This window comes from Streptomyces sp. NPDC056987, from assembly GCF_042673865.1.
Taxonomy (GTDB): domain Bacteria; phylum Actinomycetota; class Actinomycetes; order Streptomycetales; family Streptomycetaceae; genus Streptomyces.
This window is the reverse complement of sequence record NZ_JBHURV010000014.1, coordinates 1-24,630: the sequence shown is the minus strand read 5'-3', so window position 1 is coordinate 24,630 and position 24,630 is coordinate 1. Positions and strand designations below refer to the sequence as shown.

Annotated in this window: 19 protein-coding genes and 4 pseudogenes; 15 read left to right on the top strand and 8 right to left on the bottom strand. The window is 68.4% G+C overall.

Features of this window, described 5'->3' with window-relative positions:
- Positions 1–375: 375 nt before the first annotated feature.
- Positions 376–1,635, bottom strand: a complete 1,260-nt coding sequence (locus ACFTZC_RS18090) for an MFS transporter (protein WP_382890752.1) — start codon at positions 1,633–1,635, stop codon at positions 376–378.
- A gap of 87 nt (positions 1,636–1,722) precedes the next feature.
- Between ACFTZC_RS18090 and ACFTZC_RS18085 the strand changes: the two genes are divergently transcribed.
- From ACFTZC_RS18085 to ACFTZC_RS18065, 5 genes and pseudogenes are all read left to right on the top strand, one after another.
- Positions 1,723–2,721 (top strand): AraC family transcriptional regulator, encoded by a 999-nt coding sequence (locus tag ACFTZC_RS18085; protein ID WP_382890750.1) that lies wholly within the window; start codon positions 1,723–1,725, stop codon positions 2,719–2,721.
- A gap of 253 nt (positions 2,722–2,974) precedes the next feature.
- A complete protein-coding gene (locus ACFTZC_RS18080; RefSeq protein WP_382890748.1) occupies positions 2,975–3,115 on the top strand; it encodes a hypothetical protein in 141 nt (46 codons plus the stop codon).
- A gap of 862 nt (positions 3,116–3,977) precedes the next feature.
- Positions 3,978–4,085: pseudogene (locus ACFTZC_RS18075) on the top strand (50S ribosomal protein L28); the annotation flags it as partial.
- Between the two features lie 6 nt (positions 4,086–4,091).
- Positions 4,092–4,408, top strand: a pseudogene (gene rpsN, locus ACFTZC_RS18070) (30S ribosomal protein S14).
- Between the two features lie 425 nt (positions 4,409–4,833).
- Positions 4,834–5,250, top strand: coding sequence for a hypothetical protein (locus ACFTZC_RS18065; protein ID WP_382890746.1), 417 nt, complete (start codon positions 4,834–4,836; stop codon positions 5,248–5,250).
- Positions 5,251–5,531: 281 nt separating this feature from the next.
- Here ACFTZC_RS18065 and ACFTZC_RS18060 read toward each other — a convergent pair whose 3' ends face one another.
- Positions 5,532–6,890 (bottom strand): FGGY family carbohydrate kinase, encoded by a 1,359-nt coding sequence (locus ACFTZC_RS18060; protein WP_382890744.1) that lies wholly within the window; start codon positions 6,888–6,890, stop codon positions 5,532–5,534.
- A 53-nt stretch (positions 6,891–6,943) separates the two neighbouring features.
- A complete protein-coding gene (locus ACFTZC_RS18055; RefSeq protein WP_382890742.1) occupies positions 6,944–7,726 on the bottom strand; it encodes a class I fructose-bisphosphate aldolase in 783 nt (260 codons plus the stop codon).
- A 155-nt stretch (positions 7,727–7,881) separates the two neighbouring features.
- Between ACFTZC_RS18055 and ACFTZC_RS18050 the strand changes: the two genes are divergently transcribed.
- The 3 genes from ACFTZC_RS18050 (at position 7,882) to ACFTZC_RS18040 (ending at position 10,510) form a co-directional block, all read left to right on the top strand.
- Positions 7,882–8,877, top strand: a complete 996-nt coding sequence (locus ACFTZC_RS18050) for a dihydroxyacetone kinase subunit DhaK (protein ID WP_382890740.1) — start codon at positions 7,882–7,884, stop codon at positions 8,875–8,877.
- A 25-nt stretch (positions 8,878–8,902) separates the two neighbouring features.
- Complete coding sequence (locus ACFTZC_RS18045) at positions 8,903–9,589, top strand: DAK2 domain-containing protein (protein WP_382890738.1); 687 nt, start codon at positions 8,903–8,905, stop codon at positions 9,587–9,589.
- A 150-nt stretch (positions 9,590–9,739) separates the two neighbouring features.
- Positions 9,740–10,510 carry a GntR family transcriptional regulator gene (locus tag ACFTZC_RS18040; protein WP_382890736.1) on the top strand — a complete coding sequence of 257 codons (771 nt, stop codon included), beginning with the start codon at positions 9,740–9,742 and terminating at the stop codon, positions 10,508–10,510.
- A gap of 97 nt (positions 10,511–10,607) precedes the next feature.
- Here the strand turns inward: ACFTZC_RS18040 and ACFTZC_RS18035 are convergent, their stop codons facing one another.
- Together ACFTZC_RS18035 and ACFTZC_RS18030 are read right to left on the bottom strand one after the other, a co-directional pair.
- Positions 10,608–11,927 (bottom strand): MFS transporter, encoded by a 1,320-nt coding sequence (locus ACFTZC_RS18035; RefSeq protein ID WP_382890734.1) that lies wholly within the window; start codon positions 11,925–11,927, stop codon positions 10,608–10,610.
- A gap of 29 nt (positions 11,928–11,956) precedes the next feature.
- On the bottom strand, positions 11,957–12,904 hold the full coding sequence (locus tag ACFTZC_RS18030) for an alcohol dehydrogenase catalytic domain-containing protein (RefSeq protein WP_382890732.1): 948 nt from the start codon (positions 12,902–12,904) through the stop codon (positions 11,957–11,959).
- Between the two features lie 771 nt (positions 12,905–13,675).
- On the opposite strand from ACFTZC_RS18030, the gene ACFTZC_RS18025 reads away from it, so the two are divergent.
- The 3 genes from ACFTZC_RS18025 (at position 13,676) to ACFTZC_RS18015 (ending at position 16,938) form a co-directional block, all read left to right on the top strand.
- Positions 13,676–15,034 (top strand): ABC transporter substrate-binding protein, encoded by a 1,359-nt coding sequence (locus tag ACFTZC_RS18025; RefSeq protein WP_382890730.1) that lies wholly within the window; start codon positions 13,676–13,678, stop codon positions 15,032–15,034.
- A 93-nt stretch (positions 15,035–15,127) separates the two neighbouring features.
- Positions 15,128–16,048 carry a carbohydrate ABC transporter permease gene (locus tag ACFTZC_RS18020; protein WP_382890727.1) on the top strand — a complete coding sequence of 307 codons (921 nt, stop codon included), beginning with the start codon at positions 15,128–15,130 and terminating at the stop codon, positions 16,046–16,048.
- Positions 16,045–16,938, top strand: coding sequence for a carbohydrate ABC transporter permease (locus tag ACFTZC_RS18015; protein WP_382890724.1), 894 nt, complete (start codon positions 16,045–16,047; stop codon positions 16,936–16,938). Before ACFTZC_RS18020 ends, ACFTZC_RS18015 begins: the two co-directional genes overlap by 4 nt.
- A 277-nt stretch (positions 16,939–17,215) precedes the next feature.
- Here ACFTZC_RS18015 and ACFTZC_RS18010 read toward each other — a convergent pair.
- Together ACFTZC_RS18010 and ACFTZC_RS18005 are read right to left on the bottom strand one after the other, a co-directional pair.
- A pseudogene (locus ACFTZC_RS18010) lies at positions 17,216–18,646 on the bottom strand (MFS transporter); the annotation flags it as partial.
- Positions 18,647–18,889: 243 nt separating this feature from the next.
- The gene (locus ACFTZC_RS18005) at positions 18,890–19,489 is read right to left on the bottom strand and encodes a TetR/AcrR family transcriptional regulator (protein WP_382890722.1); all 600 of its coding nucleotides are present in this window, start codon (positions 19,487–19,489) and stop codon (positions 18,890–18,892) included.
- Positions 19,490–19,729: 240 nt separating this feature from the next.
- On the opposite strand from ACFTZC_RS18005, the gene ACFTZC_RS18000 reads away from it, so the two are divergent.
- From ACFTZC_RS18000 to ACFTZC_RS17985, 4 genes are all read left to right on the top strand, one after another.
- Positions 19,730–20,146, top strand: coding sequence for a hypothetical protein (locus ACFTZC_RS18000; protein ID WP_382890721.1), 417 nt, complete (start codon positions 19,730–19,732; stop codon positions 20,144–20,146).
- Between the two features lie 1,218 nt (positions 20,147–21,364).
- Positions 21,365–21,676 carry a hypothetical protein gene (locus tag ACFTZC_RS17995; RefSeq protein WP_382890719.1) on the top strand — a complete coding sequence of 104 codons (312 nt, stop codon included), beginning with the start codon at positions 21,365–21,367 and terminating at the stop codon, positions 21,674–21,676.
- Positions 21,677–23,036: 1,360 nt separating this feature from the next.
- Entirely contained in the window at positions 23,037–23,783 is a 747-nt protein-coding gene (locus ACFTZC_RS17990) for a hypothetical protein (RefSeq protein ID WP_382890717.1), read from the top strand.
- Positions 23,784–23,799: 16 nt separating this feature from the next.
- Positions 23,800–24,246, top strand: coding sequence for a hypothetical protein (locus tag ACFTZC_RS17985; protein WP_382890715.1), 447 nt, complete (start codon positions 23,800–23,802; stop codon positions 24,244–24,246).
- Between the two features lie 296 nt (positions 24,247–24,542).
- On the opposite strand, the pseudogene ACFTZC_RS17980 reads toward ACFTZC_RS17985, so the two are convergent.
- Positions 24,543–24,630 (bottom strand): annotated as a pseudogene (locus ACFTZC_RS17980) (IS630 family transposase); the annotation flags it as partial.

The window sequence follows — 24,630 nt, the reverse complement described above, 5'->3', positions numbered from 1 at the left end:
TCGCCGCCGGCCTCATCGGCACGACCACCTTGCAGCGGAGCTACCAGGGCTTTTGGCCAACGCGGCGAGCGTGCGTGCTGGGCGGCGCGACGGGGCAGAGCTTGCCGGGAGGGGCACTGGCTCAGACGGGATACGACGGTGTCCGGATTGGATGACGCAGTCGCTGCTGCGGCCGGGCTGCGAGGCCTTTGTGGTGGTGGTTCCTGACGCGCTTCGCGCAGGATGGCCGACGGCCTGGCCTCCTACGCCGGTACGTCGGCCGACCAGCGGCAGGAGTAGCTGCCCACCGCGTCAAAACGGTGAGCCGTTCCCGCCCCGAATCGGCCGCGCACGACGGCGGCCCCGCCATGCGTCCTCGCGTGTCGGCCGCACCCCTCAGGACCGCATCGACGCATCAGCTCCCTGCGCGCTGCCGGGCGCTGCGACCCGCAGCATGATCAGCAACGCGGAGGCGAGCAACACGACGCCGGACACGGTGAATACGGTGACGACGCCGCCGATACCGAACATCAGACCGCCCGCGGCAGCCCCGCCGGCGATAGCGGACTGCACACCTACCACCACGAGCCCGCCCGCGCTCTCCGCCTGGTCAGGCACCATGCGAGTCGACCAGTTCGACCATGCCACCGACACACCGCCAAAGGCCAGGCCCCAGAGGACCACCAGAACCGCGTACCCGGCTCGCCCAGCGGGAAGCAGCGCCAGGCCCAGTGCCGCAACGCCCATCAGCGCCGGCATCAGTGCCAGCGTCAGCCGCAGGCTGATCTCCAGAAGCCACCCGGCCAGCAGCGTGCCCACGAAGTTCGCCACTCCGAAGACGAACAACAGCAGCGCCAACTCGTCGACGTCGACTTTCACCATATTCTCCAGAGCGGGCCTGATATAGGTTAAAAGAGCGTAATGCCCGATGTGAACCAGCAGCATCCCGGCGATGCCCACCCCGAAGCCCGGGCGCCGCAGCACCTCCCACAACGTGCCCAGCCGTGCCGTGCCATGGGGCGCCATCCGGGGCAGCGCGAACAACTGGAACACCAACGTCACCACACCGAGTGCGGCTGCCGCGAGGAAGGTGCTGCGCCAGCCGGACAGCTCGCCGAGGTAGCTGCCGAGCGGCACCGCCACGATGGTCGCCACCGCGATGCCACTGAAGATGATCGATACCGCACGCGGAACCAAAGCCGCGGGCACCAGCCGCATCGCCACCGCCGCCGCCATGCTCCAGAAGCCACCGAGTGCGACACCCAGCAGGATCCGCATCAGCAACAGCACCATCATGTTGGCGGCTACGGCCACCAGCAGGTTGGATACGATCATCAGGACGGTAAAGCCGAGCAACACGACCCTTCGGTCGAGCCTCCGGGTCAGGCTCGCCGTCAACAGCCCGGAAAGCATCGCTGTCACCGCCGTGACAGTGACCGCCTGCCCCGCCAAAGCTTCCGACACTCCTAGGTCGGCGGCCATCGGAGTCAACAAGCTGGCCGGCAGATATTCCGCGGTCAGCAGCCCGAAAACACCCATCGCCAGCGAGAACACCGCCGCCCACGCCGAAGAGGCCTGCTCGGGCGGCACCAGTTCCGCATCGGCCGCTTCGCCGGGGTTGGTATCGGGCACGGTGCCGCACACATCGCTGCTCAACTTTTACTTCTCCTGAGTCGCATGAGACGTTCGAGTCAAGCCTGCACGCGAACTTCAGGATGAGCTATGACAGAAAGTCCGCAATATGTGACCGAGACTCCGGGTGGGGCCACAGGGCAGTTCGCCCTGTCGTCCGACCTCATCAGCGAACTGCTGACCAGCATGCGGCTGCGCGGCGTTCGCTATCGTCGCGTCCATGTCGGCCCGCGGTTCGGCCTCCGATTCGAAGCCGAGCCCGGCCGTGCCTATTTCCACTTCCTCGCCGTCGGCTCCGCCGTCCTGCGCACGGAGGACGGAACTCTCCATGAGCTCTCGGCAGGCAACGCCGTATTCATGCCGCACGGCGAGTCCCATCAGCTGCTCTCCGGTCCGGACATACCGGCCCTGGGCATGGACAGCTTCGATGCGGTTCCCCTCAGCAACGCGGTGAGTGACGTGGACGCCTGCCCGAGCACCGAACCGACTCCCAGCACGATCCTTTTCACCGGCTCCATGGAGTTCGACCTCGGCGGAATGCAGGGCCTCAGCCGGCTGATGCCCCACGTCATGCTGGTCGATGCCGGAGGGAAGCGTTACCCCGGGCTGCTGCCGATCCTCACGTCGATGAGGCGCGAACTCTGCTCCGCACGCGTGGGCTTCGCCGGCATCCTCGCTCGTCTGGCCGAGGTGGCGGCGGCCATGATCGTACGGGGCTGGATCGAATGCGGATGCGACAACACCTCCGGCCTCGTGGCCGCGTTGCGTGACCCCCGCCTGGCTCGCGCCATCCTGGTCCTGCACAGACAGCCCGGGCATCACTGGACCGTGGCGGAACTGGCAGCCGAGTGCAATGTCTCCCGGTCTGTCTTCGCAGACCGATTCCACACCACGATCGGCATGCCGCCTCTCCGTTACGCCACGGAGCTGCGGATGCTCCTCGCCGGCCAGTGGCTGGCCGAGGACAGGTCGCCGATCCAGTCGGTGGCACGACGCCTCGGCTACACCTCTCAGGCGGCTTTCAGCCGTGCCTACAAGCGCGTCACGGGCCTGCCGCCCGGCGCCAGCAGAGACACTCCGCGTTCCAAGGCTCCCGATGAGGGGAACTGACGCGGAGAGGGGCGGGCGACAGGCCTGCTGCCCGGCGGACCCGCGCCCTCCTGCTCGCAGCCGTTCCACTACTCTCCGCCCCGAAACGCAATGCCTGCACAGGTATCTCAACTGCTCCAGGTTCTCGATATAAGAGCAGCTCAGCACGCCCTTCTCCTCGGCTTCAGCCGGGTCGCGGGCAGTTCGGGGGCCAGAAGCGGAGGGCCGCCGTAGCCCTTCACCGAAGGCGCCACTGGAGAAGAACAAGTTCCGCGTGTGGAACTTCACCGACGAGTACGCCCTCGTCCACCAGAACACCACCTGTTCGGGGCCGGTCATCGAAGTGATCCCACCCGGTGGCGAATCCAGCGCGGGCACGGTCGCCCTCCTCGGCCGCGCCGTCTGCATCCGCTGACCCGCCTCCCCTGCCCCGAGCCTGCTGATCCGGCCGCCCTCGGCACGGCGGTCCCTGGGCCCAGGCGAGGACATGCCCGGGCCCAGGGCCAGTGGTCCCGCCGCTACGCCGACGGTTGCGGCGCTCGTTCGGCGCACAGCACGTGGCCGGTACCGATCGACGGGCAGGACGACGGCCTCGCAGCGGCGCTTGGGCCCTCTCTTCTCCCTCTCCCCGCCTCCGACGCCGATGCGAGCGCAGACAACGCCCCGCCGATGTCGCTCGGCCGACCGCGGGGCCAGTGAGACGACGGTCAACGACCATGTGACTCTCAGCCGGAGAGGTCGTCCGGCCGAGCCATAACCGGCCGCGAAGCTCACCGCCGCCGACCGGCGGGCCCTGTCCGACCCGGCGCCGAGGCGGGTAAGGGCCTCCCCGCGCATTCCGGGGCCGAGCTCAAACTGCCCGAGCTGGGGAAGATCAAGGACCGTCCGCACCGGGCCCACCGCAGCAGAGTGACCGCCGACGGCAGGCGTGTCGTGGACCAGGGTGTCCACGGCACGCTCACCACTGCGGGACTGGTCGATGTCGCCCAGCTCATCGCAGCCACCAAGCCGCGCCCGGACGCGGCGAATCCGCTCACCCCCACGGGGCTCGCCTGCGACACTCACGGGCGCGGAGACGACAGGAAGTTCGCACTGATCACCCCGGAGTCGGACGTCCTCGACTCCGCAGGCGGCCCACGCCACGTCCCCCGCGCTGGACCACAGTGCCGGTTCCGTACGCTGCCGGCACCGCACACCGGGCCCGGCGGCACCTGCATCGTCCAGGACACCTGCGGCCGGAAGGGGTTCATCCCGGCTGTGACCTCTCGGCGGTCCAGAGCGAGGGCCGCAACGTCCGCCTGACTCTGAGCGCCAAGGCGATCAAGACGGTGGACGTGATCGGCATCGAGGCGGCCGTGGCACGAATCCGGGCGCGGGGGGGGGAAGGTCCGATAGCGAAGAAGAGCAAGATCGCGCAGAACGAGAAGCGCAAGGAGACCGTCGAGCGGTACGCCGCCCGGCGGGCCGAACTCAAGGAGAGCATCCGCCACCCCTCGTCGACCGGCGACGAACGCCGGGCCGCACTGACGGAGCTGCGGCGGCGGCCGCGCCACGCCAGCGTCACCGCCAGCGCCACCCGTGTGCGCCACCGCGACAGCGTGGACGGCCGCCCCGCGGCTACCTGCGCAAGTTCGGCCTCTCCAGTGTCCGCGCCCGGGAGCAGGCGCACGCCGGCTTCCTGCCCGGGGGGACCAAGTCCTCCTGGTGACCGGACTCCGCTGACACCAAGGTCCCAGCCGCACCCCTCCGCCGCGGATTTCGGCCGGCTCTCGCGCCGCGCGGTGCCCGCCCTGGCGGCGAGGACCGGCATGTCCCGGGCCAACCCGGCCCGTCGCTTCACCGCGCTCGACGACCGGACGTCGATGGCCCACCCAGGGAAACGGCCCCTCGGCACGGCCCAGGTCAGTGACGTAGTGGCCTGCATGGACCCAAGCGGAACTCCACCACGTCGCCGTCCTGCATCACGTACTCCTCGGCCCCCATACGGGCCGCCGCACCGGCGAGTTGTCAGCCTCTGGTGCAGCAGCCCGCAGGGGCCGAGCCGACGGTTGGACGCGTGGCCAACGGGTGACCGCGGCGCCTCCGGCGCCTTCTGTAGCCTGGCGGCGCTGTACGTCGGGGGGGGAGCTGACCGTGGAGAACATTTGGTCCGTGGCCATCGGGGCCGCTATCGGCCTCATAGGAGCGGTGTTCGGCTCGTGGTTCACCGCGCGCAGACAGGACCGCATGTGGCTCCGCGAACAGAAGCTCAAGGCCGGGATCGGCTTCAACACGGCCGTAGTTCAGCTACTGGACCGCCTGAAGGAAACACAGCTGGGTGACGACGGTCCCGGAGCCAACGAGTTGGCGAACCGGATGCAGGAAGCACGCTCAGCCCTCTACCTGCTCTGTGCCGGCGACACCGTCGACCTCGCCGATGCTCTCGCGCATCGGGTCTGGAGCACCCGGCCCACCGACGGCAACGACGACCGCCGGGCCGAGTTCCGAGAGACGTTGGACCTCCTGCGTCGCTTTACCCACCAGCTCCGGCAAGAGATCGCCAGATCGTAGTCCCCATTGGATCACCGGTCGGACCAGAGGTAGATGCCTGCAGTGTGGAGTCCGGCCAGGTAGATGGTGGTGGTCTTCTCGTATCTTCTCCCTTGACCGTTCGCGCCGGCGGATGAGCGGCGCGCCGGTCTCGTCTCCTTCCTGGATCGCGATCTGCTGCTCACCCAGTGGCGCCGGAGGAGGGTGGGCTGCCGCGTCACGCTCTGTCCGGCCGTCAGGAGGATGTGCGCGTGACGCGGCAGCCGGTCGGGGGCCGGCGTGTTGCCGGCCGGTGCGCCAGGTCAGCTCGCGGTGTTCGCGGGTGTTTTCGGACTTGTACCGAGTGCCCGTGCGGTGTCGGGTTTCCAGCCGAGCGCGTGTGCGGCGAGCAGGGCCGCTCCGACGGCGGTCACTTCTGGTTCCGCGATGACCTGGGGCTCCCTGCCGGTGACGGCCCGTTTGATGTCGATCCAGCCCTGGGAGCGGGCCCAGCCGCCGGCCGTGTAGACCGGGGCGTGGGCCGTGGTGAGGGCCTGGACTGCGGTGATGGCGTTCTCTCCGAGTGAAGCCAGTGCGCCGAGTACGGCCGAGGCGCGGGAGAGGGGTTCGGTCGGGGCGTCGGGGGCGTAACTGGGCGGTCGGCCGCCGGCAGCGCCGGGGTGGAAGGCGTGGGAGTGCAGGCAGCTGTCGGGGGCGGCGCTGCCGGAGATGAGCCGGTTGACGGCGTGGGCGACATCGGGGTCGCGGGAGGCCCATTGGATGTTGCGGGCGAGTTCCTCCACACGGAGCACGGTTGCTCCCGTGGGGTTGTGGATGCCGGGCGAGACGTCGACGGCCTGGGTCTCGGGGGTGGGGGCCGCGGGGGTCTGGGCCACGACGACTTCGGCGGTTCCCATGGAGTCGAGGACGGCTCCGGGGTGGAGTCGGTCCACTCCCCAGCCTCCGACGGGGTGGTCGTGCCCGCCCGCCACGACGAGTGCTCCGTGGGCCAGCACACCGGCCTCGGTGAGACGCCGGGAGCTGAGTTCGCCGACGGTCGTGCCGGTGGGCAGGACGGGGGGCAGCAGGTCGAGGGACCCGAGCGTCGCCTCGACGCGCGCGTCGAGCCAGGTGCGGGCCAGCGGGCGCCAGGCGCCGGTACGGGCGGCGAGGGTGTCGCTGAGGAAGGCGGTGTCGCTCCAGCGGCAGGCGACGTAGTCGGTGAGGGCGACCCACGACGCCGCCCGCTCGGTACCGGGCAGGCTGCGGGCCCAGGCCCAGCCGATCATGGTGCGGGCGGCGTCGGTGGAGGTGCCGATGCCGTCGTCCGGCCCGAGACCCGGTCGCAGGGCCTGGAGGAGTTCGGTGCGGCGGGGGTCGAACCAGGCCAGGGCCCGGGTGAGCGGGGTGAGCGCGGTGTCGACGAGGACGCCGTCCTCGCCCACACCCGCCGCGCAGGCCGCCGTAACGGTGTAGTGGTCACCGCAGGCGGCCAGGGCCATCTCTTCGATGGTGTCGAACAGCAGTGCCGCGTCGATCGAAGGGTCCTCGGCGGGCCGGGGGGTGGCGCGGCGCACACGGGCCACCACGTGGCCGGCCGCGTCGAGCGCCACCACCTTGACGTTCGTGCTGCCGATGTCGATGCCGAGGACGGCATCCACCCGTTGCGACGAGGGTCCCACGGTTTTCATCTCCTTCGATCGACGCTGCGGCTCATGTCCCTGGTGTCAGGACGTCAGTCGTCGAAGCTGACGCTGCGGGTGAGGGCGGAGACCTCGGAGAGGACCTTCTCGGCGGCATCGGGCTCACGCTGCCAGATGTTGCGGCCGACGATGACGCCGCGAGCGCCGGCCCGGATGGTCTGGGCGATGTCGTCGACCGTCTCGGTGGGCTCGCCGGTGAGCGGGCCGCCGGCGATGACCAGGGGGACCTTCAGTTCCTCGACGAGGCGCCGGGTGCGCTCCTCGCCGGGGAAGGCGATCTTGATGATGTGGGCGCCGAGGTCATAGGCGATGCGGGCGATCTTCTCCTCCTCGACGATGGTCTCCTCGGTGCGGGGGGCACCCATGAGGACCGGTTCGAGGACCAGGGGGATGTCCCAGGCGTCACATGCGGTGACGACTTCGCCGACCCGCTTGGCGAGGGCGGCCTGTTCGGCGCGGGAGATGTTCCAGGGGAAGAGCATCTTGACGGCGTCTACGCCCATGCGGACAGCCTCTTCGACGGTGGTGATCAGGCTGTGGGAGCCGCCGCCGTCGAGCTGTGCGTAGTCGTAGTAGGTGTCGATGGTGAGCACCCGGGTCAGGTGCGGGTTGCGGGCGAAGAAGCCTTCGGTCTGCTTGACCTGGCCCGGGGTCATCATAAAGCCGGTGACGTCCTTGTCGCCCCAGGTGGCGAAGGGCGCCGAGGGGGTCTCCAGGCCCTCGATCCGGTTGAAGATCAGGCCGTGGTCGACGGGCATGATGATGGCGACCCGGTCGCTGGGGAGCGTGCGGCGCATCCGATATTCCATGGACATGGCTGTCTGGTCCCTCTCGTCGTGTGACGCGTGAGTTCTTCCTGGTGAAACGGGGTGCTGCCGCACGCCAAGAAATTGTACGTACAGTCTGTACTGTCCGAACGGTAAGCGTTAGCGTGTGGCCGGTCAAGACCCGAGCGAAGGAGCACGGCGCCATGCACCGGCACATCGTCAACACCCCTGGAAAAGCGGCCGCGGAAGCCCTCGAAGGACTCGTCCTCACCCACCCCGACCTGGTCGCGTACGACCCGCGGGCAGGCATCGTCACGCGCAGCAGGCCCGCCCGGGACAAGGTCGGCCTGGTCTCCGGCGGTGGCTCCGGTCATGAGCCCCTGCATGCCGGGTTCGTCGGCGCCGGCATGCTCGACGTCGCGGTGCCCGGCGCCCTGTTCGCCAGCCCGACGGCGCTCCAGGTCCACCTGGGGACGATCGCGGCCGACTCCGGCCGGGGCGTGGTGCAGATCGTGAAGAACTACACCGGTGACGTGCTGAACTTCCGGATCGCGGGAGAACTCGCCGAGGACGAGTCCGTGAAGACGGAGGTGGTGCTCGTCGACGACGATCTGGCCACCGACGGCGCCGACGGCGGACCGGGCAGGCGGGGCACGGCGGCCGTGCTGGCCGTGGAGAAAATCTGCGGAGCGGCCGCCGAAGCCGGCGCCGATCTGGCGGAGGTCGCCGCCCTGGGCCGCCGGGTCGCGGGCCGCGCCCGTACGCTCAGCCTCGCGCTTCGAGCCGGCACCCACCCGGGTGCGGACGAGCCCGCGTTCGTCCTGCCGGACGGTGAGATTGAGCTCGGCGTGGGCATCCACGGCGAGCGAGGCACCGGTCGCATCCCCTTCGCCGACGCCGACACCCTCGTCGCGCGGCTCGTCGACCCCGTGGTGTCGGCCCTGGGTCTGTCACGCGGGTCTTCGGTGATCGCCATCGTCAACGGCCTCGGCGGAACCAGCCCGCTGGAGCTCTCCGTCGCCGCACGTGCCGCCCATCACCGCCTGAAGGACCTCGGCATCACCGTGGCCCGGTCCCTGGCCGGATCCTACGTGACCTCCCTCGACATGCACGGTGTGTCCGTGACCCTGCTGCCCGCCGACGACAGCCTGCTGCCCCTGTGGGACGCCCCCGTGCGCACTCCCGCCCTGACCTGGTGACGAGCCGACAAGAAAAGGACCCGCCATGACCGACACCCGTATCGACACCCCGCTGGCCGACGGCTTCGGCAGCCGCTGGACCGCGATCCTCTTCGACGCCTTTCTAGGCGGCCGCGCCGACGACCTCGGCCGTCTCGACCGGCTCGCCGGTGACGGCGACTTCGGCAACAACATCGCCTCCGCCCTGGGCCGCGCCAAGCAGGCCACGGACACCGGGACGCCCGAGGACTACCGGGGATGGCTGACCGCCGTCTCGCACGGCTTTCTGGGAACCGGTGGCACGAGCGGCCCGTTGTACGGCATGTTCTTCCGGGATCTCGCCCGCTGCTCCGGTGCCGGTGAACCCACCCTGGCCGAGTTCTCGGCCGGTTTGAGCGTGGGCGTGGCCACCGTCCAGCGGTACGGCGGGGCCGAGGTCGGCCACAAGACGATGATCGACGCGCTCGTACCGGCCGCCCGAACCCTGGAATCCCTGCTGCCACTGGACACCGACGCCGCCGACGCCCTGGCCCGCACCGCCGACGCCGCCGTGGAGGGGGCACGCGGCACCGCCGGGCTGATCGCCAAGCGGGGCCGGGCCAGCTATGTAGGTGAAGTGGCGCGCGGTGTGCTCGACCCCGGCGCCGCTGCGGCGGCCATCGTGCTGCAAGCCGCCTCAGCCGCCCAGTCCGGCGCGACCGGTTCCCTGGACACCGCTTGGGTCAGCGCCTGACACCGGAAAGATGGGTGGGGTACGGCTGCACAGCCGTACCCCACCCATCTTTCCCGCAGATCGACGTCGCGGTACGGACAGTACGTACGACGGATAGGATGGAGCCCCTGCGGGCCGCCGCAGCCGGGGTGACGCGGAGGGAGCGTTAACGTGACGCCATTGAAGAGCATCGACCGGCAGTCGTCGACGCCTTACTACCAACAGCTCGTCGACGCACTGGAGCAGCGTCTGGCCAATGGTGACATCCCCCAGGGTCAGCGCCTGCCCAGTGAGAACGACCTGTGCAAGGAGTTCGGCCTGTCGCGGGCCACGGTCCGTCAGGCGCTGCAGGTGATGGAGTCGCAGGGGCTGGTGACCAAGATCGCCAACCGGGGGGTCTTCGCCACCCGGCCGCCCGCCGCGGACGAGGGCTGGACCATCCAGCAGCCCGAGGGCTTCCTGGAGAACGCCCTCAGCCACCAGAACAACTCCGTCACGACCGGAGTGCTCAGGCATGGTCCCGCCATCCTGCCGGACTTCGCCTGCCACGCGCTTGAGATCGCCGAGAACACCCCCGGCTACGAGCTCGTCCGGCTACGCGCCCTGAACGGTGTACCGGCCCTGTACAGCATCAACTACAGCCCACCCGCCCTCGTTCCCGTCCTCGCCTCCAGCACGGAGGTCCTCGACGGACAGGCATCCCTCAGCCAGGCTCTCGCGGCCGCCGGTTACACCCTGGGCGGCGCCCACCGCTCCGTACGGGCCGTCGCGCCCTCCGCCGACATCGCCGCGGCGCTCGACATCAAGCGGACCACGCCCACCCTGCACATCCGCTCCACCTCCTGGACTCCGTCGGGGCAGCGTTTCGATGTCTACGACACCTGGGTGCGCAGCAACATCGTGCCCCTGGAGGTCAACGTCGACGCCACCGGAAACCCGTGACCGACCGGTCACGCTCTTGTCGCGGGTGACGACGCGCAGGCGGCCGCCGTGCTCTGTGCACGGCGGTCGCCTGCGTTCCCCGGTCGGGGCTCGGGGGTCAGGTTCCGGGCGTGGAACCCATGGCGTCCTGGAGCGTCCTGCCCTCCGCGACGGCCTGCTGGGACTCTTCGGGGATCGTCAGCCAGCGCACGGCCACACCCGCCAGGACATAGAGGACGGCGAAGACCACGGTGACGCCGCCGGGGCCGATCGCCCCGAGGAAGAGCGCGACGATCAGTGGGCCGACAAAGGTCGCGGCCCCGGCGCCGAGGTTGAGCACCGCGATGGCGTTGCCCTTCTGTCCCGGGGCCATCAGCGACATCAGTACGGAGATCGGCGTGAACCCGGCCAGGGTGACGCCGTACAGGGCCGCGCAGAGCACCGCGACCCCGTACTGGCCGCTGACGTGGGCGGGCACGAAGTACAGGCATAGAGAACTGACGGCCGACGCGACGCAGCCGAACCAGCGCAGGGTGCGATGCCAGCCGAGGCGGTCGCTGAGCACACCGAAGAAGAGGTTGGCGAAGATGTTCGCCGCACCCAGCACGAACACCAGCTGGAGCCAGCCCGCGGTACCGAAGCCCAGGTCGTCGGAGAACACTTCGGGCAGGAAGACCAGGAACCCGAACTGCGGTGCCGTATTGACGATCCGGACCAGGCAGCCGACCGCAATGCGTGGCTGGGAGAAGATGATGGCGACGCTGTTGACGACGCTGCGCCGGGTGGACACCTCCGGCGGCGCGAGGCGTTCACCGCCCGAGGCACGGCGAATGCCGGCCAGAGCGAGGACACCGCCGAGCACCACGAGGACGAGGGAGAGCCACAGGGTCGCGTACTCGCCGATGAGAGGTTCACTGCCGCTGGCCAGGAGCGAGCCCAGGGTGGGCAGACCTCCGGTGAAGGCGAAGTAGAACCAGCCCACCGCCGACCCGAGCCGGTGTGCGGGACTGCCGGCCAGGACCCACACCAGGAAGCCGTAGGCGAAGAACGGGTACCCGAAGCCGCGCAGCCCGTACGCCACCAGCATCAGCGGGTAGTTCTGGGAGGGAAGGGCGACAGCCAGGAAGACGACCTCCATGGCGCCCCATACGCCCAGGCCCAGCATCATGACCCGGCGCGGGCCCCACACGTCCGACAGCGCGCCCGACAGCCACGACCCGGCGGTGACCACCGCGCCGTAGACGGTGATGACCACAGCGGCTCTGGTCGCCGTGTCCGCGCCATGGTCACGCAGGTAGGGGGCGATGTAGCCGGACTCGACACCGTCGCCGATCATGAACAGCAGCAGGCCGACGAAGCCCCACAACAGGGGCCGCGGCAGGCCGAGTCGGTCGATCAGGTCCTGCCGGGCGGGGGCCGTGGTAGTGGTTGCGGACATCTGTGGTGCCAATCGAGAGATGTGCGGTGTCACTGCTGGGGCAGGAGATGGACTTTACGGGCGGTGTCGGAGCGGGCCGCTTCCAGCGCCGCCCCGTACTCCTCCAGCCCGAACGTGTGGGTGACCATGCGCTCGGCCAGCCGAGGCAGCCGCGCGACCGCCTCGACGGCGTCCGGGTAGGCGTTCGCCAGGGACTGCGAGCCGACCAGGGACAGCTCGCGGTCGAAAAGGTCGTAGGCGAAGAGGTCGATCGCGACCTCCGGGCTGACCACGCCCATCTGCAGCAGCGTGCCCCGCTTCGCCAACCGGTCCAGCGCGTCCGCGACCGCGGACGGGTGCCCGCTCGCCTCGATCACCAGGTCGACATCGTGCCGACCGGAACGCTCTCCAGGAGCATGCACGGCATCCGCCCCGAACTCCACCGCCGCGCCCCGCCGCACCGCGCTGGGCTCGACCACACCGACCGACCGCGCGCCCTGTGCCGTGGCGTAGGTCACGGCCAGCAGGCCGATCGAGCCGGCTCCGTAGACCAGCACGCGCTGGTCCTTCATCGGGCGAACGCGCGACGCCGCGTGCAGCACGCAGGCCAGGGGCTCGATCAGCGCGCCGGTGGCGAAGTCCAGCCCGTCCGGCAGGTGGTAGGTGACCTTGGCGGGCACCCGCACCAGTTCGGCGCAGGCCCCGTCGACGCTCACCCCGATCGGCACCAGGTCGGGGCACAGGTTGACGGCGCCGACGCGACACTGCTCGCACACCCCGCACGAGACGTTCGGGTCCACGCAGACGCGGTCGCCGACCGCGAACCCCGCGACCGCGGACCCCACCGACACCACGGTCCCAGCGAACTCGTGCCCGGGTACGACCGGGAACCGGCCGGTGGGGTAGTCGCCGACGGCCAGGTGGAGATCGGTTCCGCAGATGCCCACCACCTCGGGCGCGATCACCAGATCACAGGGCCCCGGATCGGGATCGGGCACCTGTCGGACCTCCGCGGATCTCCGACCGTCCAGAACAACAGCACGCATCGTCGCGTCCTCTCACCGGCTCGGGCTGAGCGAGGAGGCTCAGCCGGACAGATCGCCGGTGGTGTCCCCACACCGGCGTAACCAGCACCGTAAGCCGCCCTCCTCGTTGTGTCCATACATTCCGGACTGTACGTACAATCTTTTTGGCTCGCGACAGTCGTTCCGTACGCGTTCGCGATGGCACCGGTTCGGCTTGATGGAGTCGCCCATGACGGCGAGACCGGTCGACAACAGGTCCGACATCGGGCCAACCGGTGGCAGCCGACCCGTGCGGCACCTTGCACAGGAGCCGCCAACCGGCCCCCGACCCCGGCCACATCACGGTTTCGCACCCCCGTCACGACCTATTGACGTGCCGGAAACCCAGTGCCTACAGTCCACCCTGTTCGGACTGACCGTCCTGTACGTACAAAGCCTCTGAGATCGCCTTATGGAGCCTCCATGAGCACAACCGACGACAGAGGCACCGGCCCGCCCCGGGAGGCGCGCCGCCGGCCCCGCGCGAGCACTTCGGAACACACGGGACTCGCCACGACCGAGATCCACAGGCTCCAACCGCTCACCACGCGGTGATCACACAAGGCGTCGCCGCACACGTCGACGTTCAGGCTCGGCGCTCCGGCAGCACTCGACACCTCCCCTGACCGTCCGCCGGGACCAGCCCGTGATCCCTCCGAGGACATCCGCACCCATCCAGCCCTGCCCATTTCCGGGGAGCACTTCATGGACCGCACCAGACACGTCATCACGGCCCTCGTCGCCGCCGGGGCGCTGACCTCGGTCGCCGCCTGTTCCGACCCCTCGGCCGGGACGGACGCCTCGGGCAACACCACCATCACCGTGGCGCTCGCGGCGAACCCTCAGATGAAGACCGCCGAGAGCCTCATCTCCGACTTCGAGAAGAAGAACCCCGGAATCAAGGTCAAGTTCACCACTCTTCCCGAGAACGACCTGCGACCGGCCGTCACCAAGGACGTCGCCACCAAGGCCGGCCAGTACGACGTCGCCATGATCGGCAGCTACGAGGTGCCGATCTGGGCGAAGAACGGCTGGATCGTCCCGCTCGGCGACTACGTCGCCAAGGACACCGCCTGGGACGAGGGCGACGTGCTCAAGCCCATCAAGCAGATCGTCTCGGCGGACGGAAAGCTCTACGCCGCACCGTTCTACGGTTCGAGCTCCTTCCTCTTCTACCGCAAGGATCTCGCCCAGAAGGCCGGCGTCACCATCCCCGAGAAGCCGACCTGGGATCAGGTGGCGGCGGCCGCCGCGAAGATGGACGACAAGAAGTCCGGGGTCTCCGGCATCTGCCTGCGCGGGCTGCCCGGTTGGGGCCAGAACCTGGCTTCTCTGACCACGGTCATCAACACCTTCGGCGGACGCTGGTTCGACGAGAACTGGAAGCCGCAGCTCACCTCCCCCCGGACCACCGAAGCGGTCAAGTTCTACGTCGACCTGCTGCGTACGCACGGCCAGCAGGATGCCGCCAAGGACGGCTGGGAGGGCTGCCTCCAGCAGATCACCCAAGGCAAGACCGCGATGTGGTACGACGACACGGTCTTCGCCGGATCGGCGCTGCAGGACGCCACGGCCGAGGTCAAGGACAACCTCGGCTTCGCGCCGGCACCCGTGAACAGGACGGATGCCTCGGGCTGGCTGTGGTCGTGGGGTCTGGGCATCACCAGCTCCAGCAAGCACAAGGACGCCGCCTGGAAGTTCATCTCCTGGGCGACGAGCAAGGAGTACGTCAGACTCTCCGGGGCCAAGTCCGGCTGGGACTCCGTCCCGCCCGGCTCGCGTACCTCGACCTACGCCCTCCCCGGCTACCAGAAGGCCGCTTCCTCCTACGCGGACCTCACACTGAAGTCGATCAACGCTGCCAACCCGCAGCAGCCGACCGTCGACAAGGTGCCCTACACCGGGGTGCAGTACGTCCAGATCCCCGAGTTCACCGACATAGGCGACTACGTCTCACAGCAGGTCGCGGGCGCCATCAGCGGTGACCAGACCGTGGAACAGGCGCTGAAGAAGTCCCAGGCCTACACCGAGGACGTGGTCAAGAAGGCCGGATACCTCAAGTAGCCCGCTCCGGGCGGTGCCGCGGCCACCGCCGTGGCACCGCCCGGGAACCCACCGTCCGAACCCTTCTCCGACACCCTCACAAGGAGGCGGCCCATGACCGCCCTCACCCACCCGGCCGCCCCGGCCCGTCCGAAGGCCCGGAGCGGGTCGTGGAGCCGGCGCGCCCCCCTGCTGCCCGCCCTCGTGGTCACCCTCGCCCTCACCCAGATCCCGTTCGTCATGACGATCTGGTACTCACTGCGGCACTGGAACCTGCTCAGCCCCGGCAGCGAAGGCTTCGCCGGGATCGGCAACTACCGGGCCACGTTCACCGACGGCACGTTCTGGAAGGCCATCTGGAACACCGTCGTCCTCACCGGCGGAGCGACCCTCGCCAGCATTTTCGTCGGCCTGCTGCTCGCGATCCTGCTCCAGAAGAAGTTCCCCGGACGGGGTATCGCCCGGACGCTCGCCATCACCCCGTTCTTCATCATGCCGGTGGCCGCCGCGCTGTTCTGGCGCAGCGCCATGTTCGACCCGTCGTTCGGACTGCTCGGCTGGCTCACCGACCTCGTCGGACTGCCGCGGGTCAGCTGGCTCAGCGAGCAGTCGATGCTGTCCGTCAGCATGATCACGTCCTGGCGGTGGGCACCGTTCGCCATGCTCGTCCTGCTCGCCGGGCTCCAGGCGCTGCCGGAGGAGCAGTTGGAGGCGGCGCGGGTCGACGGCGCCGGCTGGTGGCAGCAGTTCACGGCCGTGATCCTGCCCCACCTCAGGCCTTTCCTGGAACTCACGGCTCTGCTGCTGAGCATGAACATCATCCAGACCTTCGGCGAGATCGCCCTGCTCACCGCGGGCGGCCCCGCCTACGGCACCACCAACATCACGTACTACGTGTACGTGCGGGCGTTCACCGCCTTCGACTTCGGCACCGCCTCGGCCTACGGGCTGGTCGCGCTGGCCCTGACCATCGCGCTCGCCCTGCCGGCCCTGCGTCTGCTGTCCGGCATCTTCCAGCAGGAGGGACGGCGATGACCACCACGCCCACCGCACTCCGCAAGCCCGCACCCGCTCCGGTGGAGACCGCCCCCGTGCGCCGGAGGCCGCGGCAGCGGGACAAGGAGACAGCCCGCCGGCCGGTGGCCGTGCTCGGCTGGCTGGGGTCCCTGCTGCTGTTCTCCCCGATCGCCTACATGCTCCTCAAGAGCTTCCAGACGGAGACCGACGCGGCGTCCCCCACGCCCAAGCTGATCTTCAAGCCGACCCTCGCGCACTACGAGGGCGTGTTCGGAGCCGGCTTCTGGGCCTACGCGGGCAACTCGTTCGCGGTCGCCGCGGTCTCGACCCTGCTCGTCCTGCTGCTCGCGGTCCCCGCGGCCTACGCGCTGTCCGTCCGCCCGGTCCGCAAGGCCCAGGACGCGCTGTTCTTCTTCATCAGCACCAAGATGATGCCGGTCGCCGCGGGCATCATCCCCCTCTACATCGCCGCCCAGCACCTGAACATGCTCAACACCATCAGCGTGCTGATCATCCTGCACCTGGGGATGAACCTCCCCCTGGCCGTCTGGATGATCCGCTCCTTCCTCCAGGAAGTGCCCCAGGAAGTGCTGGAGGCCGCCTCCATGGACGGCGCCGGCCGACTGCGCGTCATGCGCAGCATCGTGCTGCCCCTGGTCAGCCCCGGACTGTGGTCGACAGCCCTGCTGTGCTGCGTGTTCTCGTGGAACGAGTACTTCTACGCGGTGAACCTCACCACCACCACCTCCACGCTCCCCCTGTTCATGCAGAAGTTTCTCTCCTTCGGAGAGCTCTACACCGCCCAGGTCGCGGCCGTGGCCACCGTCGTCAGCATCCCCGTCGTGATCCTCGGCTGGCTCTGCCAGCGCAGCCTTGTCAGGGGGCTCCTCTTCGGCGCGGTCAAGTAATCCACCGGACATCCGTATGGGGGATCGTCCGCCTGCCTGTCGCGCCGCCGCTCCGCAAGTCGCCGAAGGGCGCGTCGCTCTCGGAGGTCATCCGGGCCGGCCATGCGTGTCGACACTCCCCGTTGCCGACCGACGGCGCCGCTTACAGGGCAAGGGTCAGGCCGAGACAACACCGCCGACACTGGCCGACTACGGCCATATCTGAGCCCGGTAGTGCGCCTTCCGCATGGGCGAGTGCACCGTCAGACGCGTTTCAGGCGATCACGGTCGGCTTTATTGTCCTCGAACGACGACCTGGAAGGAAAGCAGCGAGCGGAAGGCTGAGGACCGCCGCGACAGCCGCAATCGCGAACGAGATGTGGAAACCCGTCATGCTCGGCAGCGCATGCCCCTCGAAAACCGTCGTCCGGTTCGCCAGCACCATGCCGACCACTGCGCTGGCGATTGCGGTGCCGATCGACCGCATCAGGGCGTTCAGCCCGTTGGCCGCTCCGGTCTCAGAAGGATCCACTGCCCCGATGATCAAGGTTGGCAGGGAGGAGTAGACGGCGCCGACACCGGCGCCTACGATCGCCGAGATCAGTGCCACCTGCCACACCGTGTTCATCAGACCGAGGCCCGCACCATAGCCAAGAACGATCACGCAGAGGCCGAGGATCAGTGTGGCCTTCGCGCTGCGAGCCGCGGTCAGCCGGGCAGCGAACGGAGAAATCAGCATCATGGCGATACCCATCGGCATGATGGCAACTCCGGCCGAGACCATCGACTGCCCCAGTCCATAGCCGGTGGCGGCGGGGATCTGCAGCAATGTCGGCAGCGTCAGGGATATGACGAAAAGGGCACCTCCGGCCACGACCGAGACGAGGTTGGTGAGTAGCACCTGACGGCGCACGGTGGTGCGCAAGTCAACCAGGGGGTCACTCAGCCTCAGTTCCAGCAACCCCCACACCAACAAGATCACTACGGCGGCACCGAACAGCCCCAGGGTGGTCGCGCTGGACCAGCCCCAGACGCTGCCCTTGGAAAGCGGCAGCAGCAAGGCGATCAGGCCGCCGGAGAGTCCGACCGAGCCAAGGACATCGAAGCGACCGGGTGCCCGGTACGCCGATTCCGCCACGGTGAAGAGGACCAGCAGTATGGCGAGGGCGCTGGTGCCGGCCGCACCGTAGAAGAGGACGTGCCAGTTCGTGTACTGGGCGACCAGAGCACCCAGTGGCAGCCCGACCGCGCCACCGATCCCGAGGGACGAGCTCATCAGCGCCATCGAAGATCCGAGGCGCTCGGGAGGCAGCTCGTCCCGCATGACACTGATACCAAGCGGGATGGCGCCCACTGCGAAGCCCTGCAGTGTGCGGCCGGCCACCATGACCGCCAGTTCGGACGTGGTGGCGCAGATCAGCGAGCCGATCACCATCATGGCAAGACTGACCAGCAGCATCTTGCGCTTGCCGTAGAGGTCGCCGAGTCGGCCCAAGATCGGGTTGGCCACGGCGGCGGCCAGCAGTGTGGAGGTCATCACCCAGGTCGCATTGGACGCGCTGGTGTCCAGAAGTTGGGGAAGGCGGGAGAGAACGGGAACCAACATGGTCTGCATCATCGACACGGCAATGCCGGCGAAGGCGAGGACCGCGGTGATCCTGCCGCTCCCGGGCCGGGAAGGGGTCGACTCCGCCGGGTGGACAGGAGCCCGCACATCGGTGGAGCTCATGGATTCCGATGGCTGATCGGAAGACGCATGGGGTGGAATTGCCATGGCTGATACTCCAGGGAAAATACCGGAACGGTCCGCGACGGCCCGACGGGAGGCGTGAATGCGGAGATACTTCGAATTTACGGATGCGTGCTTGCTTCAGCTTTCGCCGTTCCGAGCTGACGGACGGCACAGGTCGCAGCGGAAGTTCGGCCGCAAGAGGAATGAGCTCCGTGCGCCTGCCGGCCGCACGATTTCGCCCTACGCGGTTTCTTCGGCGAAGATCGCCGCGAGTTGCTCCGCGGTGAGACTGGGGTGGCGGCTGGGTACCGGTTCCATCCGGAGACCCGCGAGATGGATGTCCAGATGCCGTTCCCAGGCCTGCGGCACGAAGGACCCCGTCGCCGCGACGACACCACGGATGCCGAAGATCAGCACCCGCAGGTCCGCCAACGTCACATCGGGACTGATGCGGTGCGCGGCCTTCGCCTGCTCCAGGAGTTCATCGATGGCACGGTAGAACTTGGGAACGACTTCCGACGTGATGCTTTTGGCGAACCGGTCCGCATATCCGTGCCGGTCCGCCATGGACTGGCACATGGCACGCAGAAAGATCTCAAGACCAGTTCCATCGCCTCTGGCGAGGGCGTCCTCCGCAGCCACCAGCAGATCGTCGAACATCGCCCTGACCAGAGCATCGAGAATGGCATCGCGATTGGGGAAATGCCGGTACAGCGTACCGATTCCGACACCCGCCTCCGCAGCGATGAGATCCATCCCCGCGTCCGCCCCTCGCGTCGAGAGAACTTCCCGGGCAGCCCGAAGAATGAGCTCCTGGTTACGGAATGCATCCCTACGCAAGATCGTCCCCTACTCCGGCCTGTAGCCGATGATGTTATCGCCCGACTTCACCGCGACTCGCCCCGGCCGCTGACCAGTACCGCATCAGCGCTCGCGCCCGCCGCCGGTACGGCGAAGGTGCCCTGACATGAGGTCTGACGTCCGGATTCGACCATCGAGGCCCTCCGTCCCGTGACGGCTCATCGCTACGCACAACGGAACCCTACCCCTGAAACGGAACCGGAACTCCACCTCCGTTACGTGTTCCTCGTCACCACCCTCAGCACCTCCAAACTCGGCCGCAAGGCACACCGGCCGACACACGGGGGGAGCGGCGAAGGCGTCAAAGCCCTCGCCGTGTCCATCTACGCCGACCCGCTCGCCGGTACCGAGGGTGCGGGCGGGGGCGCCTACAGGCCGCACCTGGGGTTCGTGGAGATGCCCGACGGGCGCCCGCCACCCCTGATCGCGTTCGAGCCGCGCGGCATCGAGGGCTGGGACGACATCAGGGCGTGGCGGGGCGAGACCAAAATGCCCGGTAAGCGGTTGGGGCTGCCCGTTGTCGCCTCCCACGTACTGCTGTGCGGGCAGGTGTCCTTATCGGACCCCGACGCGCTCCTGGCGGCAGCGGCCAAGAACGAACTGGTTGCCGTCATCGCCCGGGCGTCGTCCTGGTGACCGGGCGAGCCCACCGCGAGCGAACCCCGCTGTTGAGCGTCACCTTCCGAGCCGACCTCCCCGCCAATCCCGCATCACAGCCTCGGTGTCGTCCGGCGCGCACGCACCTGCGCTTCGGGAACGGAGCAACGCTCACCGCGTACGGACCCGACCTGCACGTCCTGGCGCGGAAGGAAGCGGCGGGGAGAGCCAGGAGTTCGGCGGCTACATCCAGGCCGAAGGCCGGGACGGGATCCCGTGGCCCCGGGCTTCGGTACGGATCAAGATCGACGGGCGGCCGCCGTACGCGGTGACGTCGACTCGCCGCCCAGTCACCAGCCGCCCTGTCACGAACGGCTGCGACCTCACGACAGAGGGGCCACGCCGACGAAGCAGTAGCCGACCAGGTACGGAGTTGACATCGCCGAGTGACAATCACGCGTACGCGACCAGCGTCATGGCGCGAACCGATCTTGTCCGGTTTCTGGGCGACCAGCAATAGAGGACTTCTTTTGTCGGGGCAGAACCGGTGATCCGACCGGCCTGCCTTGTCCCTTCATTCGCCACCCGCCGGGGTTCCCCGTCAAACCGCAGCGACGTGATCCGCGACTCGCCGACCCACTCCCGGAGGGTGTCCAGTGCAGCGGGCTCGAGTTTCGTGGTGAAGAGGATGGCCAAGTGCTCTCCGGCCCGTGCCGCGGAGCCGACCGGCAAAGCCGGGTCGGCCTCGTGGCCAGGTCGCCACCACGCAAGGGCCGTGAGCCGATCAGCCCCAAGGGGTCCTACTTCAACGGAGCGTAGTCAGCACCAAGTCAGCACGAGAGTCAGCACCGCACCGCCAAATCGGCCCGAACTACGCGTCCCGGACAGCACTCGTTTCGACCGCCTTCGAGCCCCTGAACCGCCCTTCCCTGAGCCGTCATGGTGGCTGCATGCACGCATAGCTGACCCTCGAACTATGCTGCCCCGCCATATGTGCGCCTGACCTGCGTGTTTCTACCGTGTGCCGACACGTACCCGTCCCCACCTCACACGAGGAAGTGGCGCACATGGCCTCCGCAGCATCTGCTCCCCCGACACCCGCCAATCTGAAGCGCATCGTCGCCGCCAGCCTCATCGGCACCACCATCGAGTGGTACAACAACGTGTACCGCGTGGTCCTGGCCGGACAGGACCGACCGGTAATCCTGCGGGTCGCACCGGAAGGAGGCCCGCCAGTTCCGCAGCGAGCGCCATCTGATGCGTAACGAGTACGCGAGTCAGCCGTGGCTAGCGGTGACCGCGCCGCTGATGCCGCAGGTCCTCGCGTTGGACTGGTCGCACGAGGTGATCGGCCGGGACTGGATGATCCAGACCCACCTGGACGGCGTCCCGGCCCCTAAGGACCTGGGAACCTATCCGCGTACGGCGTGGCCGGTGTTCTTCCGGCAGATGGGCGCCGTCGCCCGCTCCGTGCACGATGTGCGGGGCCCGTACTTCGGGCCCGTACTTCGGGCCCGTACTTCGGGCCCGTCAGCGGCCCGGGGTACGGAACGTGGAGCGAGGCGGTGATCACGTCTCTGGAGGAGATCGCCGCCGACTTGGACGGTGCCGGCCTGGATGCGGCCGACGTACGGATTATGCGGTCTGTCAACCCGTCTCAACGACAAGATGCCTCACGGCTGGCTCACGTCTTGGCAGCGTGATCATCGCCATTCGCATCAATCTCAGGGCGGGCAAGGGCGCTTCCCTGTACGCCGTGTCTCACCACCGGGCGCGTGCATCGGGCTGACCGAGGTGGGGGCAGGGTCGTGCGCTTCGTTTGTCCCGGATGTTGTCGGCGTGCGTGGCGCGATCCGGATTGATGTCGTCGCGCGTCAGGCGGGCGGGAAAGTGCGAGGGACCGATCGCGCCGACGGCCCTCTCGCACCCGTCGGCGTCGGCCGGAGGCTTTCGGCATGGACGGCGGAAGGGAGCCGGCGAGCTTCACGGCGGCCTCCAGTTCCGGGTGCCGGGTGTTCGCACAAAACGCGCCTGCCATGGAGCTAAATCCGTCAAACCCCTTGATTCCGCCGCGACTTGGGGTGCGCGCGCCTATGATTTGCGGTCATGGGTGATGTGAAGTGGCCTGACCGTGAGCCTTGTTCATTCATCGAGGCGACCTGCCAGGTCCCCGCAGGGATGAGGGACCTCCTCACCCCGTGTCACGCGGCCGGGGCCGTGGTCTGCGACGACTCCCGAACCGTCCTGCAGACCGGCCGCGACCTGTACCTGAGCCGATCCATCGGGCAGCGATGCGTAGAGAACGACGCCGCGACCGGACCAACGCCCGCGGTCACGCCTTGCGACCACCTGCCGGAACCGACGGCAGCGCACCCCTGCTCAATCCCAGAAGGCGCCTCAACCTCCAACGCAGCCGCATTCCCCTCGCGGGAGCATCGGACAAGGGAAACCGCTCATGAAAGAGCAAGCGATGCACACCCCGCCTCATCCCCCCGCTGCGGTGATCGATTCCCCACAGGAGAAATCGAGGGCGACCGCTCCACGGGAACCGGTCACCGGCACGGCCGGTTCCCCGGCCCAGTGGGTCAGCCTCACGGATGGGGCCAAATCGCTCGGCAGCCATGCGGTCTCCGGCGGTACCTGGACGTGCACTCCGGCGACGGACTGGACGGAAGGCTCCCACACCGTCTCCGCCACTGCTGGGTACACCGCCCAGTTCGATGACGGCTATGGCCCCGTTTATTCGAAACCCAGTTACGTGACCTTCGACGTTGTCATACCACCGGTACTGGCCGCTCCGGTGATCGACTCCCCGGCGGAGGGTGCGGCGGCAACCGAGTTGCGGCAGCAGGTCACCGGCACAGCCGATCCCTGGGCAAAGAAGGTGACCCTCGCCGACGGGAACACGCCCTTGCCGGGTGAGGCGCCCGTGACCGGCACCGCCTGGACCTACACCCCCAGCTCCGACTGGGCCCCGGGCCAGCACACCCTCACCGCCACCGCCCACAGAAGCGGCCTGACCTCACCGGCCTCAGCTCCCCGGCACTTCTCGGTGTCGTCGGCGCCGGCCGCTCCGGTGATCATCTCTCCGGAGGAGGGTGCGGTGGTGACCGAGTTGCGGCAGCAGGTCACCGGAACGGCCGATCTTGAGGTGGAGAAGGTGACCCTCGCCGACGGGAACACGCCCTTGCCGACTGAGGCGCCCGTGACCGGCACCGCCTGGACCTACACCCCAAGCTCCGACTGGACCCCGGGCCAGCACACCCTCACCGCCACCGCCCACAGAAGCGGCCTGACCTCACCGGCCTCCACCCCCCGCCACTTCTCGGTGCCGACATCTTCTCCAACGGTGTCGGTGGAGCTGATGGACTCAGATGCCGACTATCAGGCAGCGCAGGCCGACCGCTCATTCACGCACAAGCTCGACGTGCGCATCACCGACCACGATGTCGCTGTGCGCACGCTGCCCATCATCTTCACCGTCAATGGGTCCACCGGATCCGAGTTCGGCACCGGCGCGACCACGTACCCCTCCCGAACCGATGACAACGGTGTGGCACCTGCCACAACGCTGTATGCCGGGGACACGCCGGACAGTTTCACCGTCACGGTCACCTCGCCCGACCGTGCCGACGTGCGCAGAGACATCCACCTCACCGTCCAGCCCCGTTCCTGAAACCCAGGAGGAGCACATGGCCACGAACGCGCAAAAAGGAATCACCGGTCTTTGGATCTTCGACTCCGCCAGTGAAGTCCCTACGGGCTACACCCTCGTGCACAGCGGCCTGAACATGAACGAGAAGGGGACGGGCCGGTATCTCGCCTACATGCGGGAAGAGGGGGCCGCGCTGACAAATCTGGTCCTCCACCTGGCCTGGGCACAGCCGTCACGCGTGTACGAGTCCAAGCAACCCGATCTGAATCTCAACGACGGCGCCCAGCAAGTGGGCGGTGGCCACGCCGTCCCCTTCTACCTCGCGTACACCACGGAGGCCGAAGAGGGTGACAGCGAGATCATCGACATCGACGTCATCAAGGCCACCGACTCGCTGGAGAAGGGCTGGGACAGGATCCCGTTCAACCTCAACGCCTCCGTCGACAAGGCCACAGCACTCAACCTCGTCTTCCTGCGCTCGTGAGCCGCTCAGCGACACAGGCAGTCACGGCTGAGGCTGTCCTGTCGGGCTGCTGAAAGCATCGCTGCACACATGCCGGAAGCAGCCGGCGTACGGAACCCTGCCGAGTACCCAGGCCACGGAGCTCTCGGACACCTCCGGCCGGGAGCCGCACAGCGGGTCAGCGGAACACGGACGCGCAGATCAGCGTCCTCTGAAGCGCTGAGGGCCTGCACTCGGGGCGGACGCTCCCGGTGCAGGCCCGTCTGGTGTGGCCGTGGTCGGTTACTGAGGTTGAACTCGTGATGTCGCTGGGTTGCTCAGGTGGGTCTGATGGTCAGGCCGGTCTCGGCGAGGCAGCCGTCTATGAGGTCGCTGCGGTACTGGATGTGCCGTAAGCCGCGGCGG

Bases quoted from the DNA above. Each gene is read 5' to 3' on its own strand.
- ACFTZC_RS18035 (WP_382890734.1), bottom strand. From the start codon at position 11,927: ATGTCCGCAACCACTACCACGGCCCCCGCCCGGCAGGACCTGATCGAC.
- ACFTZC_RS17985 (WP_382890715.1), top strand. From the start codon at position 23,800: ATGGCCACGAACGCGCAAAAAGGAATCACCGGTCTTTGGATCTTCGAC.
- ACFTZC_RS18025 (WP_382890730.1), top strand. From the start codon at position 13,676: ATGGACCGCACCAGACACGTCATCACGGCCCTCGTCGCCGCCGGGGCG.
- ACFTZC_RS17995 (WP_382890719.1), top strand. From the start codon at position 21,365: ATGCGTAACGAGTACGCGAGTCAGCCGTGGCTAGCGGTGACCGCGCCG.
- ACFTZC_RS18045 (WP_382890738.1), top strand. From the start codon at position 8,903: ATGACCGACACCCGTATCGACACCCCGCTGGCCGACGGCTTCGGCAGC.
- ACFTZC_RS18015 (WP_382890724.1), top strand. From the start codon at position 16,045: ATGACCACCACGCCCACCGCACTCCGCAAGCCCGCACCCGCTCCGGTG.
- ACFTZC_RS18055 (WP_382890742.1), bottom strand. From the start codon at position 7,726: ATGTCCATGGAATATCGGATGCGCCGCACGCTCCCCAGCGACCGGGTC.
- ACFTZC_RS18050 (WP_382890740.1), top strand. From the start codon at position 7,882: ATGCACCGGCACATCGTCAACACCCCTGGAAAAGCGGCCGCGGAAGCC.
- ACFTZC_RS18020 (WP_382890727.1), top strand. From the start codon at position 15,128: ATGACCGCCCTCACCCACCCGGCCGCCCCGGCCCGTCCGAAGGCCCGG.